Here is a 15,576-nt window from a genome sequence, read left to right as displayed (position 1 = left end):
CTGACGCACCGCCTCCAACTTGAATTCCTGCGTGTATTGCGCACGCACCTGCTTGGCTTTCATTCCTTGACTCCTTGTCGGTATTTTCAACAAGGGCTAAGAACTCCACTTTTCAGGGGCAAGGTCACTCTTTGGCGAAGGTCTGCTTGAGCTCGATGCCAACTCCTTGCGCGGCTTCCACCAGCTTGGCACGCGCCGTCTCCAGAAGCTTGGAGTCCGTGGGGTGCGCCACCGCCTTCTCCTGCACGGTGGAGTCCACCACCACGGTGGCCAGCGCGGACGCTGGAATCAGCTTGAGCGAGACGGCCAGGTTCACGGTCTGCGCCAGCAACTCCTCCACGCCTTCTTCGCCCAGCAGGCGGCGGAACTTGACCAGGGTGGTGGCGTCGCAGGGCAGGCGGGGTTCAAAGTAGGCCTGACCCGAGAAGAACTGGAAGTTGGGCGAATCGCTCCAACGCTCGACCACGGCCTCGTCGCTGAGGTTGAACGCGTGTTTGAGGTACAGCAGCGCGATCATGGTGCGCAGGGGCACGCGCGGGCGCCCGGCGTTGGACTTGCGGCCCACGGGCGCTGGCGCTTCACCGAACAGGTCCAGATCGGGCAAGGACTCACCGGTGTGTGCGCGGCGGGAGAACAGATGCGCCACAGAGGCTTCGATCTGCTGCCACGGCATGCGCGAGGCCAACACCGCCAGCGAATGGCGCAGGTCGATCATGTGGTCCAGGCGGGCGCGAAAGAAGTCGTCGGTGGCAGCATCAGCAAACATCAAAATCTCCCAGAAACTGATCGCTATTGAAATTCAAACTGGGAGTTCTGGGTATCCGTGATCACCCCGAAACATAAGCATTCATGCGGGCGTCAGGGGTTTTGCAGGAGCGACCAAGTCACTGGGAAGCAATCTCTTCTCGCAGCAATGGGCGATGAATTGCCTGATGTGCGCCAGACGCTTGTACATGTTCGCCCGCGATTGAGGTACGCCACCAGCGTCCATGATGTCGCGTGCCGTCTTGCCACTGTGCTGGCGCTTGCCCTGTTGGTCAGGGAAGTTCCAGAACTCGTTCAGGAACGCCTCGAGCTTCTGCATCGAGAGCTCGCCTAGCGGGAGATCCAGTGCGACAGTCTGCACGCTCCCAAGCGAGGTAGCCCCCATGGGGCGACCCACCAGCTCTCGAAAGAGGCGCAGCGATGGCTCGTGCGTGTAGGCAAAGGTGTTTGGAGACCAAGCACCTGACTGAACCTGAAGTCGGCCGTAGTCGGCAACAACTTCGCTCATCAACATCGACGATTTCTCACCAGACCCTGCAGGATTGATTGGCGACGCCTGCCGCGAGGTCGCGGCGCCAGCCGCGTTTTTCGCTGCGGCTTGATCGATGAAGGCGTGCAAAGTAGCCTTCATTGCCGCATACGATTCTGGCGTCTCGCCGTGGGGGTCGGTGCTGACTTCGGTGATCTGCTTCGTGACAGGATCCAACTTGATCGTCCACGGCCTGATGCCGGGAAGTTCGAAGCCTGAAGACATATGGGTGCCATTTGCAAGAGAAAGTACCAATGCGCTGTGCAACCGTCGGGCGCCAGCGCGCGCTTCTCTCGTATCGGCAGTTTTGAGCGATCGCTTAATCTCGCACGGCAGATGTGGGAAGCGCAGTCGCAGTTCTTGCGGCACAACCCAGCGGAAGTACCAGATGCCGTGTCGGCTCTTGAAGATGTGATGAGCTTGAGGGCGCATGCGGATGCACGATTTGGATCACCTGGATGGATCACTTCGCGCACAGCCGCCCCGGAAAAGAAAAAAGGCCTTGTGAAACAAGGCCTTGCGGAAAATTTGGTGGAGACGAGGAGGATCGAACTCCCGACCTTCGCATTGCGAACGCGACGCTCTCCCAGCTGAGCTACGTCCCCACTGGCTTCAAATTCTAGCGAATCTTTGCCTCAGGCCATGCCGTTGCGGCTGGCCAGTTCCACGAAGAGGGCGGAGTGGTCGAGGTCGGCAAGGCCATGCTCCACCGCTTGTGCGAAGAGCTGTTCGAACAGGCCGGTGATGGGCGCCTCGAAGCCGATCTCTTGCGCGGTGGTGAGGGCGTTGCGCATGTCCTTGAGTTGCACCGTCATGGCGCCGCGCTTGGAGAAGTCGCGCTCGATCATGCGCTGGCCGTGCACCTGCAGGATGCGGCTGTCGGCGAAGCCGCCGGTGATGGCCTGCTTCACCTTCGCCATGTCGGCACCGCCCTTCTCGCACAGCAGCAATGCCTCGGCCACCGCGCCGATCGTGATGCCCACGATCATCTGGTTGGCCAGCTTGGCGAGCTGGCCCGCGCCGTGCGGGCCCACGTGCGTCGGGCGGCCCAGGATCTCGAACACCGGCCGTGCGCGATCGAAATCGCCGGGCTTGCCGCCGACCATGATGGCCAGCGTGCCGGCTTCGGCTCCCACGGTGCCGCCGGAGACGGGTGCGTCCAGGTGGTGCACGCCCAGCGCACCCAGGCGTGCCGCGTGGTCGCGTGCCTGTCGCGGCTGAATGGAGGACATGTCGATCACCAGACTGCCGCGCGCCAGACTGTCACTGGTGCCTTGCTGGAACAGCACGTCGTCGACCACGCCACCGTCTTCGAGCAGCGTGATCACGATGTCGGCATCGCGCACGGCTTCGGCTGGGGTGTCGGCCACGCGTGCGCCAAAGGGCGTCAGGCGTTCGGCCTTGCTGCGCGAGCGGTTCCACACGCTCACGCGGCAACCGGCCTCGCACAAGCGGCGGCCCATGGGAAAACCCATCATGCCGATGCCCAGCACGGCCACGCGCCACTCGGGCTGGGGGGAGGTGGGATTGCTCACGTCGGATTCGCCTTCAACTGGCGGCGGATTCTAGGGGGGTGTGCAAAAAAAGCGCGGTCGCCGGCCGGAACCGGCGACCGCGAGAAGTGGATCGCCTAGGGCAATTGCTGCCTGCGACGACCACGGAGTTGATCGGTGCCGGGCGCATCCCCGCCATCAGCAGGGCCGGTGAGCTGGTGCGCGAGGGTTCTGGCCGCGTTGCCGGTGTGCGCGCTCATGAGCTGTGCCGCGCGCTCACCGTCGCCCGCGGCGATCGCCTGCGCGATGGCGCGGTGTTCGTCCCACACCGGCTCGCGCAGCGGATCGGACTGCAGGGCCTGGCCCATCGCGCGGCGGATGTGTTGCCAATGCTGCTGCGCGCTCTGCTCGATGAAGGGGTTGCCTGCCGCGCGGTAGACCGCGGTGTGAAAGGCCATGTCGGCGTCGATCAGGGCCTTGAGGTCGGCGCGTTGTGCCGCGGCCTCGCCCTGGCGGAACACCGCCGGGTCGATGCGTGCGCGCTGCGCCGCGGCCAGGCGCACGGCCAGCTGGTCGAGTGCGCTGCGCACCTCATACACCTGCGCGATCTGACGTGGATCGAGCGGGGCCACCTGCAAGCCGCGCGTGCGCTGCGGTGCGCCATTGAGCAAGGGGGCGTCCTGAACGAAGCCGTCCTTCTTGAGCAAGCGCAAGGCCTGCGTCACCGGTTGGCGCGAAACCGCCATGCGCTCGGCCAGTTCTTCCTGCGTGATGCGTTGGCCGGGTTGCAGACCGCCCGTGCTGATCGCGTCAAGCAAGGCGCGATACACCCGCTCGACAAGGTCGGGCGTCGTTTCGATGCGGTGCAACTGGGCGCTCATTCGGACGGGTTCGGACGAATTCTGAATTCAGAATTCCGCTAGCTTACCCCATACCGGTATTCGGTGTCTGACCGGGTTGCCGAATACCTCAAACCCCCATGACACAATGCCCTCCATGGACCTGCGCTTCAACCGCGACCCCGCCTGGCTCGACATCGAATACAACAACCGCGCCCTCGTGCCCGGGCACGCCGACATCTTTGCTCGCTGGGCGCGGACCTCACGCGACGCGCGCGAGGAAGGCCCGGCGCTGATCGATCTGCGCTACGGCCACGGGCCGGCCGAGGTGCTCGATGTGTTTCCCGCCTTGCAGCCCGTGGGTGGCGGCTCGGCGCCGGTGCTGTTCTTCATTCACGGTGGCTACTGGCGCAGCCTGGACAAGGCCGACCACTCCTTCCTGGCACCGCTGTTCCAACGCCTGGGCGTGTGCGTGGTGGTGCCCAACTACGCCCTGTGCCCGGCCGTCACCGTGCCCGACATCACCCTGCAGATGGTGCAGGCGCTGGCATGGACTTACCGGCACATCGGCGCGCACGGCGGTGACGCGACGCGCATCACCGTGGCCGGGCATTCGGCCGGTGGCCACCTGGCGGCCATGATGCTGTCCTGCCGCTGGCCCGAGGTGGGGGGAGACTTGCCCGCTGCGCTGGTGCGCAACGCGCTGTCGATCTCGGGTGTGTTCGACCTCGAGCCGGTGCGCCACACGCCCTTCGTGCAGCCATCGCTGAACCTCACCCCCGCGCAGGTGAAGAAGGCCAGCCCCGCGCGCCTGCCCTCACCCGGCCTGCGCGAAGGCCGCGGCCAGCTCTACGCCCTGGCTGGCGGTGCCGAGAGCAGCGAGTTCCGCCGCCAGAACCGTCTGATTCGTGACGCCTGGGGCTCCCAGGTGGTGCCGGTGTGCGAGGACCTGCCCGGCCTGAACCACTTCACGGTGGTCGATGCGCTGATCGACCCCGCACACCGCCTGCACGCGCTGGCGCGCGAACTGCTCGGCGTCTGACACCCGAAGGGGCCTTGCGGCCCGAAGTTCACATCAACAGGTGTTCGCCGGCGTTGTCGCCGCCGAGGATCACGTAGTTCACCTTGCGGATGTCCAGCAGCTTCGTGCCGCCCGCGTAGCTGATCGAGCTCTGCACGTCCTGCTCCATTTCGGTCAGCGTGTGCGCGAGCTTGCCCTTGATGGGCTCGAGAATGCGCTTGCCCTCGACGTGCTTGTACTCGCCCTTGTTGAAGTCGCTCGCCGAGCCGTAGTACTCCTTGTAGAGCACACCGTCGACCTCGACCGTCTGGCCCGGGGACTCCTCGTGGCCCGCGAACAGCGAGCCGATCATCACCATGCTCGCGCCAAAGCGCACGCTCTTGGCGATGTCACCATGGCAGCGGATGCCGCCGTCCGCAATGATGGGCTTGGTGGCCACGCGCGCACACCACTTGAGCGCCGACAGCTGCCAGCCGCCGGTGCCAAAGCCCGTCTTGAGTTTGGTGATGCAGACCTTGCCCGGGCCCACGCCGACCTTGGTGGCATCGGCGCCCCAGTTCTCCAGGTCGATCACCGCCTCGGGCGTGGCCACGTTGCCCGCGATCACGAAGGCCCTGGGCAGCTTCGCCTTCAGGTAGGCGATCATGTTCTTCACGCTGTCGGCATGGCCGTGCGCGATGTCGATGGTGATGTACTCGGGGCTCAGGCCCTCGGCCACCAGCGTGTCCACCGTGGCGTAGTCGGGTGCCTTCACGCCCAGCGAGATCGACGCGTAGCAGCCCTTGGCGTGCATGTCGCGCACGAACTGCACGTTGTCCAGGTCGAATCGGTGCATCACGTAGAAATAGCCGTTCTGCGCCAGCCAGGTGCAGATGGGCTCGTCCACCACCGTCTTCATGTTGGCCGGCACCACCGGCAAGCGAAAGCGCCGCCCGCCGAGTTCCACACCCGCATCGCATTCCGAGCGACTTTCCACGCGGCACTTGCGCGGCAGTAGCAGGATGTTGTCGTAGTCGAAAATTTCCATGAGGACTCCAGACACCCCCGCGTCGCCTTCGGCGCCACCCCCTCGAAGGGGGCGTCACCAGCGGCCTGGCGGAGCCAGTGCCGCGGTGACCCTGGGTCTTGCGCGCGTCGCTGGTTCAAGGGCGAAAAAAAACCGGGCGCAAGAATCCCTGGCCCGGTGCGCGATTCTAGGCCGGTGCGATCGCATGTGCCGGTTATGGTGGCCATATGGCCCTGTGTATGGCGGGGTCGGCGCCCGGGTGCTTCCTACAATCCACCGATGTCCCTGGATCTGTTTCCGAACCCTGCCACGTCGCCCCTCGTGAGTGGCCTCAACCCCGAGCAGGCCGCCGCCGTCACGCTGCCGGCCGAGCATGCCCTCATCCTGGCCGGTGCGGGCTCGGGCAAGACGCGCGTGCTCACCACGCGCATCGCCTGGCTGCTGCAGACCGGCCAGATCGGCCCCGGGGGCGTGCTGGCCGTGACCTTCACCAACAAGGCCGCCAAGGAAATGGTCACCCGCCTGTCGGCCATGCTGCCGGTGAACGTGCGCGGCATGTGGATCGGCACCTTCCACGGACTGTGCAACCGGCTGCTGCGCGCGCACCACCAGGCCGCGGCGCTGCCGGCCACGTTCCAGATCCTGGACACGCAAGACCAGCTCTCGGCCATCAAACGGCTGTGCAAGCAGCACAACGTGGACGACGAACGCTTCCCGCCGAAAGAACTGCAGTGGTTCATCTCGGGCAGCAAGGAAGAAGGCCTGCGCCCGCGTGATGTGCCGGCGCGCGACGAGGAAACGCGCCGCAAGGTGGAGCTGTACGCCCTGTACGAGGAGCAGTGCCAGCGCGAAGGCGTGGTCGACTTCGGTGAACTCATGCTGCGCAGCTACGAGCTGCTGCGCGACAACGACCCGCTGCGCGAACACTACCAGCGGCGCTTCCGCCATGTGCTGATCGACGAGTTCCAGGACACCAACAAGCTGCAGTACGCCTGGCTCAAGCTGTTCGTGCCGCCACCGGTGGAAGGCCTGCCGGGCCCGGGCAACGCCATGTTCGCGGTGGGCGACGACGACCAGAGCATCTACGCCTTTCGCGGCGCGCGCGTGGGCAACATGGCCGACTTCGTGCGCGAGTACCGCGTGCAGCACCAGATCAAGCTGGAGCAGAACTACCGCAGCGTGAGCAACATCCTCGACGCCGCCAACCACCTCATCGGCCACAACCAGCGCCGCCTGGGCAAGAACCTGCGCACCGAGGCGGGCGCGGGTGAACCGGTGCGCGTGAACGAGGCGGTGAGCGATTTTGCCGAGGCGCAGTGGATGGTGGAGGAGATCAAGGCGCTGGTGCGCGAGGAGGTGCCGCGCAGCGAGATCGCCGTGCTTTACCGCAGCAACGCGCAAAGCCGCGTGGTGGAGACCGCGCTGTTCAATGCCGGGTTGCCCTACCGCGTGTACGGCGGCCTGCGCTTCTTCGAGCGCGCCGAGATCAAGCACGCACTGGCCTATCTGCGCCTGATCGAGAACCCGCACGACGACACCAGCTTCCTGCGTGTGGTGAACTTCCCGCCGCGCGGTATCGGTGCGCGCAGCGTGGAGCAGTTGCAGGACGTGGCGCGCGCTTCGGGCTGCTCGCTGCACGATGCGGTCAGTGCCGTCACCGGCCGCGCGGGCACGGCCATCGCGGGCTTCGTGGCGAAGATGGACGTGCTGCGCGAGCGCAGCGTGGGCGCCAGCCTGAAGGACATCATCGAGCTGGTGCTGGAGTACAGCGGCCTCATCGAGCACTACCGCCAGGAACGCGAGGGCCAGGAGCGGGTGGAGAACCTGGAAGAACTCGTCAACGCGGCCGAGAGCTTCGTGATGCAGGAAGGCTTCGGGCGTGACGCCACCGCGCTCACGCAAAGCCCCGTCAGCCAGGGGCTGGACCCGAACGTCCCGGTGCTCGACGAACCCCTCGCACCCGACGCCGACACCGGCGAAACCATGAGCCCGCTGGCGGCCTTCCTCACGCACGCCGCGCTCGAATCGGGCGACAACCAGGCCCAGGCCGGGCAGGACGCGGTGCAACTCATGACGGTGCACGCCGCCAAGGGCCTGGAGTTCGATTGCGTGTTCATCACCGGGCTGGAAGAAGGCCTGTTCCCGCACGAGAACGCGATGAGCGACCGCGACGGCCTGGAGGAAGAGCGCCGCCTGATGTACGTGGCCATCACACGCGCGCGCAAGCGCCTGTACCTGAGCCACTCGCAGACACGCCTGCTGCACGGCCAGACGCGCTACAACCTCAAGAGCCGCTTCTTCGACGAACTGCCCGAGCACTGCCTGAAATGGCTCACGCCCCCGCAGCCCTCGGGCTGGGGCGGCACCGGCAGCGCGGGCTGGGGCGGGCACCGCGCCATCGCGCAGAACGTGCCGCAGCCTGCGTGGTCACCGGGCTGGAAAGCCGCCAGCGCCCCTGCGCCCGAGCCCGACCGCGGCACGGCCATCAAGGCCGGCATGGCGGTGTTCCACAACAAGTTCGGTGAAGGCAAGGTGCTGGCCGTGGAAGGCGCGGGCGACGACGCGCGCGCGCAGGTGAACTTCCCGCGCCACGGCACCAAGTGGCTGGCGCTCAGCGTGGCCAAGCTCACGCCGATCGAGTGAATCGCCGCCTCAGGGCGCGGCGTTGGTGTGCCAGCGTTCGCGGTAGGCCAGGGGCGTGAACAGGGCCTGCGCCAACGCCTTGCGCACCAGGTCCGCGGGCGGTTCGCCGGCGGGCTGTGCCGCACCGGTGGCGGGGTCGTGGCGCAGCAGCGTGGGCGGCAGGTCCGGGCGCAGCACCACCACCTCGTTGTTTTCCATGTAGGCCTGCGACTTGTCGAACTGCATCACCGCGCGGCCGGGCAGGGCGCGCACCGCGGGTTGGGTGAGGTCGCGGCCGATCATGGGGTGACGGCCCTGCAGGCCCAGCAGCGAGATCAGCGTCGGGCCAAGGTCGATCTGGCTCGCGGTCTCGGCGATCACACCGGGCTGCACCGGCCCGCCCAGGATGAGGCCTGGGATGTGGAAGCGCTTCACCGGCACCAGGGTATCGCCATACACGCGTGAGTTGTGGTCGGCCACCACGAGGAACACGGTGTCCTTCCAGTAGGGTTCCTTCTGCGCCTGTTCGAAGAAGCGGCCCAGTGCGTGGTCGGCGTACTTCACCGCGTTGAGCACCGTGCCCTTGGGCTGCTCGTGCAGCGTGATCTCGCCATCGGGAAACTCGAACGGCGTGTGGTTGGACGAGGTGAACACGAAGCCGAAGAACGGTTCCCTGGTCTGCGTGAAGGCGCGGTGAGCGGCGTCGAGCAGGGGTCCGTCGGCCACACCCCAGGTGCCGCGGAACACCTCGGGACCGAAATCGTTCTGGTCGATCACCCGATCGAAGCCGTTGCCCATGAAGAAGCCGCGCATGTTGTCGAAGTGCGACTCGCCACCATAGAAGAAGGTCGAGGTGTACCCGCGCGCCTTGAGAAAGGAGGCGAGGGTGAAGAAGCCCTGCTGCGACTTCGCAAGCTTCACGGTGCTCGGTGCCGACGTGGGGGGAAAGCCCGCCAGCACCGCCTCGATGCCACGCACCGAGCGCGTACCGGTCGCGTAGAGCCGCTCGAACCACAGGCCTTGCGCCGCCAGTCGTTCGAGGTTTGGTGTCACCGCCTCGCCGCCGAGTCGCGCGACGAATTCCGCGCCCAGGCTTTCCTCCAGCACGATCACCAGGTTGCGCGGGCGCGCTGGCGCCGGAACGCTCGCCTGCAGGTGCATGCTCGGGTGGGCCGGGTCGTCAAAGCCCGCCGGGTCGGCGCCGGTGGCGGCGATCACTTCGCGCAGCACCTGCTCGCGCGGCATCTCGCCGTAGACGATGCCCCCGTCTTCGCTCTTGCGCGCCAGGTACAGCGCGTACGTGAGTGTGTAGGTGGAACCCATCGGCAGCTGGTTCACCAGGTTGTCGGCGGTGGTGGCGGCCAGTGCCGGGTTGGCGGGCCGGTGGCCCAGCGTGCCGCGCGCCAGCAACGCAGCGCCTGAGGTCAGCGCCAGTGCCAGCGCCAGCGCCGCCAGCGGGTGCAGGCGCGGCAGCGGCGCCCGCCATTGCGTGAGCCGGCGATAAGCCCAGAGCGCCAGCGGCAGCGCAACCACCGCGCCGAGCAGGGCTGTCAGGTGATCGCCAATCAACGTGCCGCCCACCTCGCGCATGTAGCCCAGGTATTCCACGAAGAGGTAGTTGGGACGGCTGTCGTACTCGGCGATGAAGCCGGGTGTGGACCATTCCATGAACAACAGCACCACGAAGGCCGTTGACGTGTACAGACGCATCGCTCGCCAGGCCAGCGTCTGCCCGCGCGGCAGGGTGCAGGCCAGGGGCCATAGCGCGGCGGGCAACAGCCAGATGAAGCCGAGCAGCACGCCATCAAAGCGCAGGCCCTGCAGCAGCACCTCGCCCCAGGCGTTCTGTGCCTGCACGCGCGGCGCAAGCCACACCATCAGGCCCAGCCGCGAGGCAATCAACACGAGCCACATACCGGCCACCAGCGGCCACAACGGCAGCAGGCAGCGCCAAACCGCGAGCAAGGCAGGCTCGCGCGGCGTGTCACGGGAAGAGGCGCAGAGGGCGGGTGCGGTGGTGGGCGGGGGCATGGTCGGGCCGGCGCGTGTGCGCCAGCCCGCAATTGCAGTTGCCCCGCCTTAAGTGGGGCTTAAGTGCCGCTTAAGTGAGGCTTCGCTCAGGTGCCGATCACGCCGCCGTCGTTCTTCGTGATCACGATGGTCGCCGAGCGCGGGCGCTGGCCGGCGCCGTAGCCTGCGTTGGCGGGCCAGCGGCTCTCGTACTTCGACGGGTCGTTCACATCGGCCATCTTCGTGTTCTCGCCCGCGTGCTGGATGTTCACGAAGATCGCGCGGCCATCGGGCGTCTCGGTGATGCCGGTGATCTCGGCGCCGCGCGGGCCGACGAGGAAGCGGCGCAGCGTGGCCGGCGTCTGCGGTTTGCCGGCGTAGGTGGTGACCTCCTTGTCGCCGGCCTTGATCTTCACCGGCGCGCCGTCGCCCACGCGGCCGGGCATGGCGGCCAGCAGCATGCAGTTGGTCTTGTCGGTGTAGGCGCCGTCGTCGGTCTGGATCCAGCAGATGCCGGTGGCGGGGCTGAACACCAGGCCGTCGGGCGAGGAAAGGTCGTTCTCGGCGCTCAGGTTGGACAGGTTCACCGTGGCCTTGTCAGCGTCGGCTTCGGACGCGAAGAGGTAGATGTCCCAGCGGAACTTCGCCTCGGCCGGGGCGGTCTCGGCCAGGCGCACGATGTGGCCGTGCACGTTGCCCTTTTGCTCCTTGCCGGCCTTCAGGTCGGTGTAGGCGCGCGGGTTGGCGGCGTCCACCGTGGCCGCGGTGCGTTCGCTGTTGTTGGTCAGCGTGATGTAGACCTCGCCGTTCTTCGGGTTCACGCCGGCCCACTCGGGACGGTCCATCTTGGTGGCACCCACGGCGTCAGCGGCCAGTCGCGTGAACACGCAGATGTCGGCCGCGGTCTTGAAATCAAAGCCCTTGTAGGCGGCAATGGCCGGGTTCTTCGGCGAGAGCTCGAGCCACTCGCCGTTGCCGTCGGCGTTGAAGCGCGCCGCGTACAGCGTGCCGCTGTCGAGGTACTTGTCGCCCGCGGCCAGGCGGTTGCGCGGGTTGGCGTCGGCCGGGTCCCACTTCTCGCTGGAGACGAACTTGTAGATGTACTCACCACGCGCGTCACAACCCATGTACGCCACCACGGGCTGGCCGGCCACGGGTTTGGCGAAGGTGACGTTCTCGTGCGCGAAGCGCCCGAGCGCGGTGCGCTTGGTGAGCAGCGTGTTCGGGCTGTAGGGGTCGAGTTCGACGATGTAGCCGAAGGTGTGGAACTCGTTGCGGTAGTCGTCGCGCGCGCTGGCACCGGTGGCGCCGGTGTTCCAGCGCTGGAAGCGGTCGTCGCTGCCGCCACTCTCCCAACCGTGGCGGCTGGGCGCGCCGGCGCGGCGGCCATAGCGGTTGAAGGCGGCGGTGATCTTCGGATCGTTGCGGCGCGCGTCGTCCTGCGCGTCGCGGAAGAAGTAGCCGAACCAGTTCTCTTCGCCCGAGACGAAGGTGCCCCAGGGCGTGCGGCCGGTGCCGCAGTTGTTGACGGTGCCGCGGCCCTTGGTGCCGGTGGGGCTGAACTTCGTCACCAGGTGCGCGCTGCCGGCCGCGGGACCCGTGAAGACGGCCTCGCTCATGGTGGTGATGCGGCGGTTCAGCGGCGAGTCCTGGCGCGTGGCCCAACGGCGGCCCCCCGGGCCCATTTCCTGGCGGACTTCGACCACCGACAGGCCGTGGATCATGAGCTCCTTGTCGATCTCGCCCGCCGGGCGCGGCAGCGTGGCGGTGCCGCCGTTGGCGTGGATGAAGAACGAGGAGAGTTTCTCGTCGGTGGTGGCCTCGTGGTTCATGGCCAGCAAGCCGCGCGAGGTGAAGGTGTCCGAGGGCTTGCCCTGCGCGTCGAGGCCGAACCACTCGATGCCGTCGTGGTGGTCACCGGCGCGGTTGCCCCAATCGTTGTCGGTGCCGTCGTTCTTGAATGCCGCCATGCCGGCCTTGAGCGGGTCGCCACCCGCGTACAGCACCTGCGCGGTGTAGCCCGCAGGCACGCTCACCGTGTCGGCCACGCTGCGCGCGACCGGCGTGAAACCCAGTTGCTGCACCGGGCCGCTGGCGGTGTTGGTCGCGGGCGTGGCGCAGCCGGCCACAGCGGCACCGGCGGCCACGGCAGCACCCCCGCCGAGCAGCCGGCGGCGGCTCAGGCGCGCGTCGAGCACGCTATCGAAGGTGGCGTTGTCGCTGCGGTTGGAATCTTCGTCGTTGAAGAGCGCGCCCGGGCGCAGGTCTGGTGCGTTCATGGAGGTCCTCGTGGGGTTGTTATGCCAGCGAATGCTGGGCGGCCTTCGTGAAAGTCACATGACAGCCGCGTGTCGCGTTCAGGCATCACGGCGCAGCAACGGCTGGCCCACACGGATCGGCTGCCCCGCATCCACACCGGGAACGATCGACACACCCGGCGGCGCGAACACCAGGATGGTGGAGCCGTGCTCGAAGTGGCCCATCTCCTCACCTCGGGCGTAGCGAGCGCTGCACGGTAGCTCGTCGGGGCCGCGATAGCGGGTGTTGAGCGGCAGGCGCAACGCGCGCAGGCGCAGGCTGGCCACCAGGATGGCGGCCACGGGCACCAGCAGCAGCGGCGTGCCGTCGTGCAACCGGGTGTAGAGCGCGGCGCGCTCGTTGCGGCAGAACAGTTTTTCGACGCGGGCGAGCGCGATCGGGTTCACGTTCCATGTGTCGCCACTGAAGTGCGTCACGTGCTCCAGTGTCAGCGCGTCGGGCGCGTGGAAGCGGTGGTACATGGCCGAGGTGAGGCGCAACGTCACGTAACTTCCGCCGCGCAGCGCGGCCGTGGCCTCGCGGGCGCGCGGCGAATCACCGATGAGTTCGTGCAGTGCATACGCAAAGCCCTTGGCCTGAAACACCTGGCCGCCGTCATCGATGCGCCCGCAGGCGCCCACGATGGCGTCGCAAGGGCTTGCGAGGGTGGTGGGGTCGGTATCGATCGGGCGCGCGCCTTCGCGCAGCTCGCGCGTGAAGCAGTCGTGCAGGCTGTCGAATTGCGTCTTCTTAGCGTCACTCAGGTCGAGATCGGTAAAGGCCTTCCACACCGCCATCGAGGCATCGCGCACCAGCGGCTGACGGATGCGGCTGAACCAGCCCATGAAGCGCGTGAGCGCGATGCGTGGCACGCGGTTGGTGAGCAGGAAGTTGAGGTCCTCGTTGAGGGCGAATCGGCGCAGCAGGCGGCGCCAGGCGCCGAACGGCGCGTCGGCGCCACCGGCCCGGGAGAGGGTGTTCTGTCGTGTGGCCTTCATACGTGGGTCATTCAACGGCCATACAAGGGTGGGCATCACCACCGCGGGATGCCCCTCCATGTCCTTGCTTCCTTACGCACTGCCAGCCGGCTCGCTGTTGCTGGCCTTGCCTTACCTCAAGCAGCGCCTCGAACTCTCGCGCGCCAAACACCGATCGCTTGCGGGCCATTCGCGCATGGCCAAGCGGCTGGCGCGCTGGCTGCCAGGTTACGGGTTCGACGAACACACCTTCTTCCGCGCCGACGGCGCCGACGACGCGCTCGCCGCGCGGCGCCGCGCGGCCTTCGATGCGCTGTGTACCGGCTTCGCCGAGCGCTACGCGCAATCGCTGGCCTTGACGGCCGAAGCGCGTGAAGGCCTGGCCGACCTGCAGTTCACCGGGGCTTACCGCGTGCCGTTCCCCTTCAGCCCGTACTTGCGCGAGCGCCTCAAGGTGGGGGCGTTCTTGCGTGCGGCCGACGGCGTCGAGGTCGAGGACATGGATGGCAACCGCTTCATCGACCTCACCGGCTCCTACGGCGTCAACGTGTTCGGTGTCGACTTCTACAAGGCCTGCATGGACGAGGGCGCGCATATCGGCCTCGAGCTTGGCCCGGTGCTGGGCGCGTACCACCCGGTGGTGGCCAGCAACATCGCGCGCCTCAAAGCCATCTCGGGCCAGGACCAGGTGTCCTTCCACATGAGCGGTACCGAGGCCGTGATGCAGGCCGTGCGCCTGGCGCGCTACCACACGAAGAAAAAGCACCTGGTGCGGTTCTGCGGCGCGTACCACGGCTGGTGGGAAGACGTGCAGCCCGGCCCCGGCAACCCGATGCCGCCACGCGAGACCTATACGCTGAAAGACATGGACCCGCGCAGCCTGCAGGTGCTGCGCACGCGGCGCGACATCGCCTGCGTTCTGGTGAACCCGCTGCAGGCCCTGCACCCCAACCGCAACGCGCCCGGCGACTCCACGCTCATGAACGGCCTGCGCAGCGCCGGCTACGACCGCGCTGCCTACACGCAGTGGCTGCGTGAGCTGCGGCAGGTGTGCACCGAGCGCGGCATCGTGTTGATCTTTGACGAGGTGTTCCTGGGTTTTCGCCTCGCACGCGGTGGTGCGCAGGAATACTTCGGCGTGAAGGCCGACATGGTGACCTACGGCAAGACGGTGGCGGGCGGCTACCCGGTGGGTGTGGTGTGCGGCCGCGCCGACCTCATGCAGCGCTTTCGCCCCGAGCGGCCGGCCGACCTGTGCTTTGCGCGCGGCACCTTCAACGCACATCCGCACGTGATGGGCGGCATGCACGCATTCTTCAGCCGTCTGGACACGCCCGGGGTGCAGGCGATGTACGCGGGCAGCGACGAGCGCTGGAACGCGCGGCGCGAACGTTTCAACGCGGCGATGGCCGACGCCGGCCTGCCAGTGCGCGCCGACAACCTGCACAGCGTGTGGACGCTGTCGTACACGCAGCCAGGGCGGTATCACTGGATGTACCAGTACTACCTTCGCTGGCATGGTCTGGCCTTGAGCTGGGTGGGTACGGGGCGCTTCATCTTCTCGCTCAACTTCGACGACGCTGTGTTTGACGAGGTGGTGCGGCGGTGTGTGGCGGCGGGGCGCGCCATGCAGGCGGGGGGTTGGTGGACCTTGCCTGCGGGTGTGGATGTGAAGGCGATTGGCAAGCAACTGCGGTCTGAGGCTTTGCGGGCGTTTCTCTCTCGCTGATGGCGGTCTCCGGTTGATCCGGTCGGCGCCGACCGGTATCCGGCTTCGCGACTGTCCCCCGCCAAGGGCTGCGCCCTTGGCTCCTCCTTTATGTCGCTGCGCCGGACACCGATCACCGCCGACCTCGTCGGCTTGCGACGGAGGCGCGCTCCAACGTCACTTCAGCTCGCGAGTGTGGGGTGCTCCCCGTAGCGACATAAAGGAGGAGGGCCGGCGCAGCCGGCCCGGGGGACAGTCGCGGAGGGGAGCACCCCGCGATCGCGAGCGTGCGCGAGGTGCAACGAGCG

At 67.2% G+C, this 15,576-nt stretch carries 11 protein-coding genes and 1 tRNA gene; 3 read left to right on the top strand and 9 right to left on the bottom strand.

Annotation, left to right across the window (positions count from 1 at the left end; translation table 11 throughout):
• Positions 1–124: 124 nt before the first annotated feature.
• From M3149_RS13220 to M3149_RS13200, 5 genes are all read right to left on the bottom strand, one after another.
• On the bottom strand, positions 125–766 hold the full coding sequence (locus tag M3149_RS13220; protein ID WP_251710004.1) for a transposase: 642 nt from the start codon (positions 764–766) through the stop codon (positions 125–127).
• 81 nt (positions 767–847) lie between these two features.
• Positions 848–1,726 (bottom strand): DUF6538 domain-containing protein, encoded by an 879-nt coding sequence (locus tag M3149_RS13215; RefSeq protein ID WP_251710003.1) that lies wholly within the window; start codon positions 1,724–1,726, stop codon positions 848–850.
• 97 nt (positions 1,727–1,823) lie between these two features.
• Positions 1,824–1,899: transfer RNA gene (locus M3149_RS13210), tRNA-Ala, on the bottom strand.
• A gap of 30 nt (positions 1,900–1,929) precedes the next feature.
• Positions 1,930–2,829 carry an NAD(P)-dependent oxidoreductase gene (locus tag M3149_RS13205; protein WP_353056815.1) on the bottom strand — a complete coding sequence of 300 codons (900 nt, stop codon included), beginning with the start codon at positions 2,827–2,829 and terminating at the stop codon, positions 1,930–1,932.
• Positions 2,830–2,924: 95 nt separating this feature from the next.
• Positions 2,925–3,668: a GntR family transcriptional regulator gene (locus M3149_RS13200; protein ID WP_251710002.1), complete on the bottom strand. Its 744-nt coding sequence runs from the start codon at positions 3,666–3,668 to the stop codon at positions 2,925–2,927.
• Between the two features lie 115 nt (positions 3,669–3,783).
• On the opposite strand from M3149_RS13200, the gene M3149_RS13195 reads away from it, so the two are divergent.
• The gene (locus M3149_RS13195) at positions 3,784–4,668 is read left to right on the top strand and encodes an alpha/beta hydrolase (protein ID WP_251710001.1); all 885 of its coding nucleotides are present in this window, start codon (positions 3,784–3,786) and stop codon (positions 4,666–4,668) included.
• 28 nt (positions 4,669–4,696) lie between these two features.
• On the opposite strand, the gene M3149_RS13190 is transcribed toward M3149_RS13195, so the two are convergent.
• Positions 4,697–5,674 (bottom strand): GMP reductase, encoded by a 978-nt coding sequence (locus M3149_RS13190; protein ID WP_251710000.1) that lies wholly within the window; start codon positions 5,672–5,674, stop codon positions 4,697–4,699.
• A gap of 258 nt (positions 5,675–5,932) precedes the next feature.
• On the opposite strand from M3149_RS13190, the gene M3149_RS13185 reads away from it, so the two are divergent.
• Positions 5,933–8,296 carry a UvrD-helicase domain-containing protein gene (locus M3149_RS13185; RefSeq protein WP_251709999.1) on the top strand — a complete coding sequence of 788 codons (2,364 nt, stop codon included), beginning with the start codon at positions 5,933–5,935 and terminating at the stop codon, positions 8,294–8,296.
• 9 nt (positions 8,297–8,305) lie between these two features.
• On the opposite strand, the gene M3149_RS13180 is transcribed toward M3149_RS13185, so the two are convergent.
• The 3 genes from M3149_RS13180 to asd all read right to left on the bottom strand — a co-directional run bounded on the left by M3149_RS13180 (position 8,306) and on the right by asd (position 13,581).
• Positions 8,306–10,306: an LTA synthase family protein gene (locus M3149_RS13180; RefSeq protein ID WP_251709998.1), complete on the bottom strand. Its 2,001-nt coding sequence runs from the start codon at positions 10,304–10,306 to the stop codon at positions 8,306–8,308.
• 86 nt (positions 10,307–10,392) lie between these two features.
• Positions 10,393–12,564, bottom strand: coding sequence for a PhoX family protein (locus tag M3149_RS13175; RefSeq protein ID WP_251709997.1), 2,172 nt, complete (start codon positions 12,562–12,564; stop codon positions 10,393–10,395).
• Positions 12,565–12,642: 78 nt separating this feature from the next.
• Positions 12,643–13,581, bottom strand: a complete 939-nt coding sequence (gene asd, locus M3149_RS13170; protein ID WP_251709996.1) for an archaetidylserine decarboxylase — start codon at positions 13,579–13,581, stop codon at positions 12,643–12,645.
• Positions 13,582–13,639: 58 nt separating this feature from the next.
• Here asd and M3149_RS13165 point away from each other — a divergent pair, with 58 nt between their 5' ends.
• On the top strand, positions 13,640–15,289 hold the full coding sequence (locus M3149_RS13165) for an aminotransferase class III-fold pyridoxal phosphate-dependent enzyme (protein ID WP_251709995.1): 1,650 nt from the start codon (positions 13,640–13,642) through the stop codon (positions 15,287–15,289).
• Positions 15,290–15,576 lie beyond the last annotated feature (287 nt).

Source organism: Hydrogenophaga intermedia (assembly GCF_023715105.1).
Lineage (GTDB): Bacteria > Pseudomonadota > Gammaproteobacteria > Burkholderiales > Burkholderiaceae_C > Hydrogenophaga > Hydrogenophaga intermedia_A.
This window is presented reverse-complemented; position numbering and strand designations above follow the sequence as displayed.

What these genes read in the sequence shown, in the direction of transcription:
- M3149_RS13180 (WP_251709998.1), bottom strand. Translation starts at nt 10,306, where the DNA reads ATGCCCCCGCCCACCACCGCACCCGCCCTCTGCGCCTCTTCCCGTGAC.
- M3149_RS13185 (WP_251709999.1), top strand. Translation starts at nt 5,933, where the DNA reads ATGTCCCTGGATCTGTTTCCGAACCCTGCCACGTCGCCCCTCGTGAGT.
- asd (WP_251709996.1), bottom strand. Translation starts at nt 13,581, where the DNA reads ATGAAGGCCACACGACAGAACACCCTCTCCCGGGCCGGTGGCGCCGAC.
- M3149_RS13190 (WP_251710000.1), bottom strand. Translation starts at nt 5,674, where the DNA reads ATGGAAATTTTCGACTACGACAACATCCTGCTACTGCCGCGCAAGTGC.
- M3149_RS13165 (WP_251709995.1), top strand. Translation starts at nt 13,640, where the DNA reads ATGTCCTTGCTTCCTTACGCACTGCCAGCCGGCTCGCTGTTGCTGGCC.
- M3149_RS13195 (WP_251710001.1), top strand. Translation starts at nt 3,784, where the DNA reads ATGGACCTGCGCTTCAACCGCGACCCCGCCTGGCTCGACATCGAATAC.
- M3149_RS13215 (WP_251710003.1), bottom strand. Translation starts at nt 1,726, where the DNA reads ATGCGCCCTCAAGCTCATCACATCTTCAAGAGCCGACACGGCATCTGG.
- M3149_RS13175 (WP_251709997.1), bottom strand. Translation starts at nt 12,564, where the DNA reads ATGAACGCACCAGACCTGCGCCCGGGCGCGCTCTTCAACGACGAAGAT.
- M3149_RS13200 (WP_251710002.1), bottom strand. Translation starts at nt 3,668, where the DNA reads ATGAGCGCCCAGTTGCACCGCATCGAAACGACGCCCGACCTTGTCGAG.
- M3149_RS13220 (WP_251710004.1), bottom strand. Translation starts at nt 766, where the DNA reads ATGTTTGCTGATGCTGCCACCGACGACTTCTTTCGCGCCCGCCTGGAC.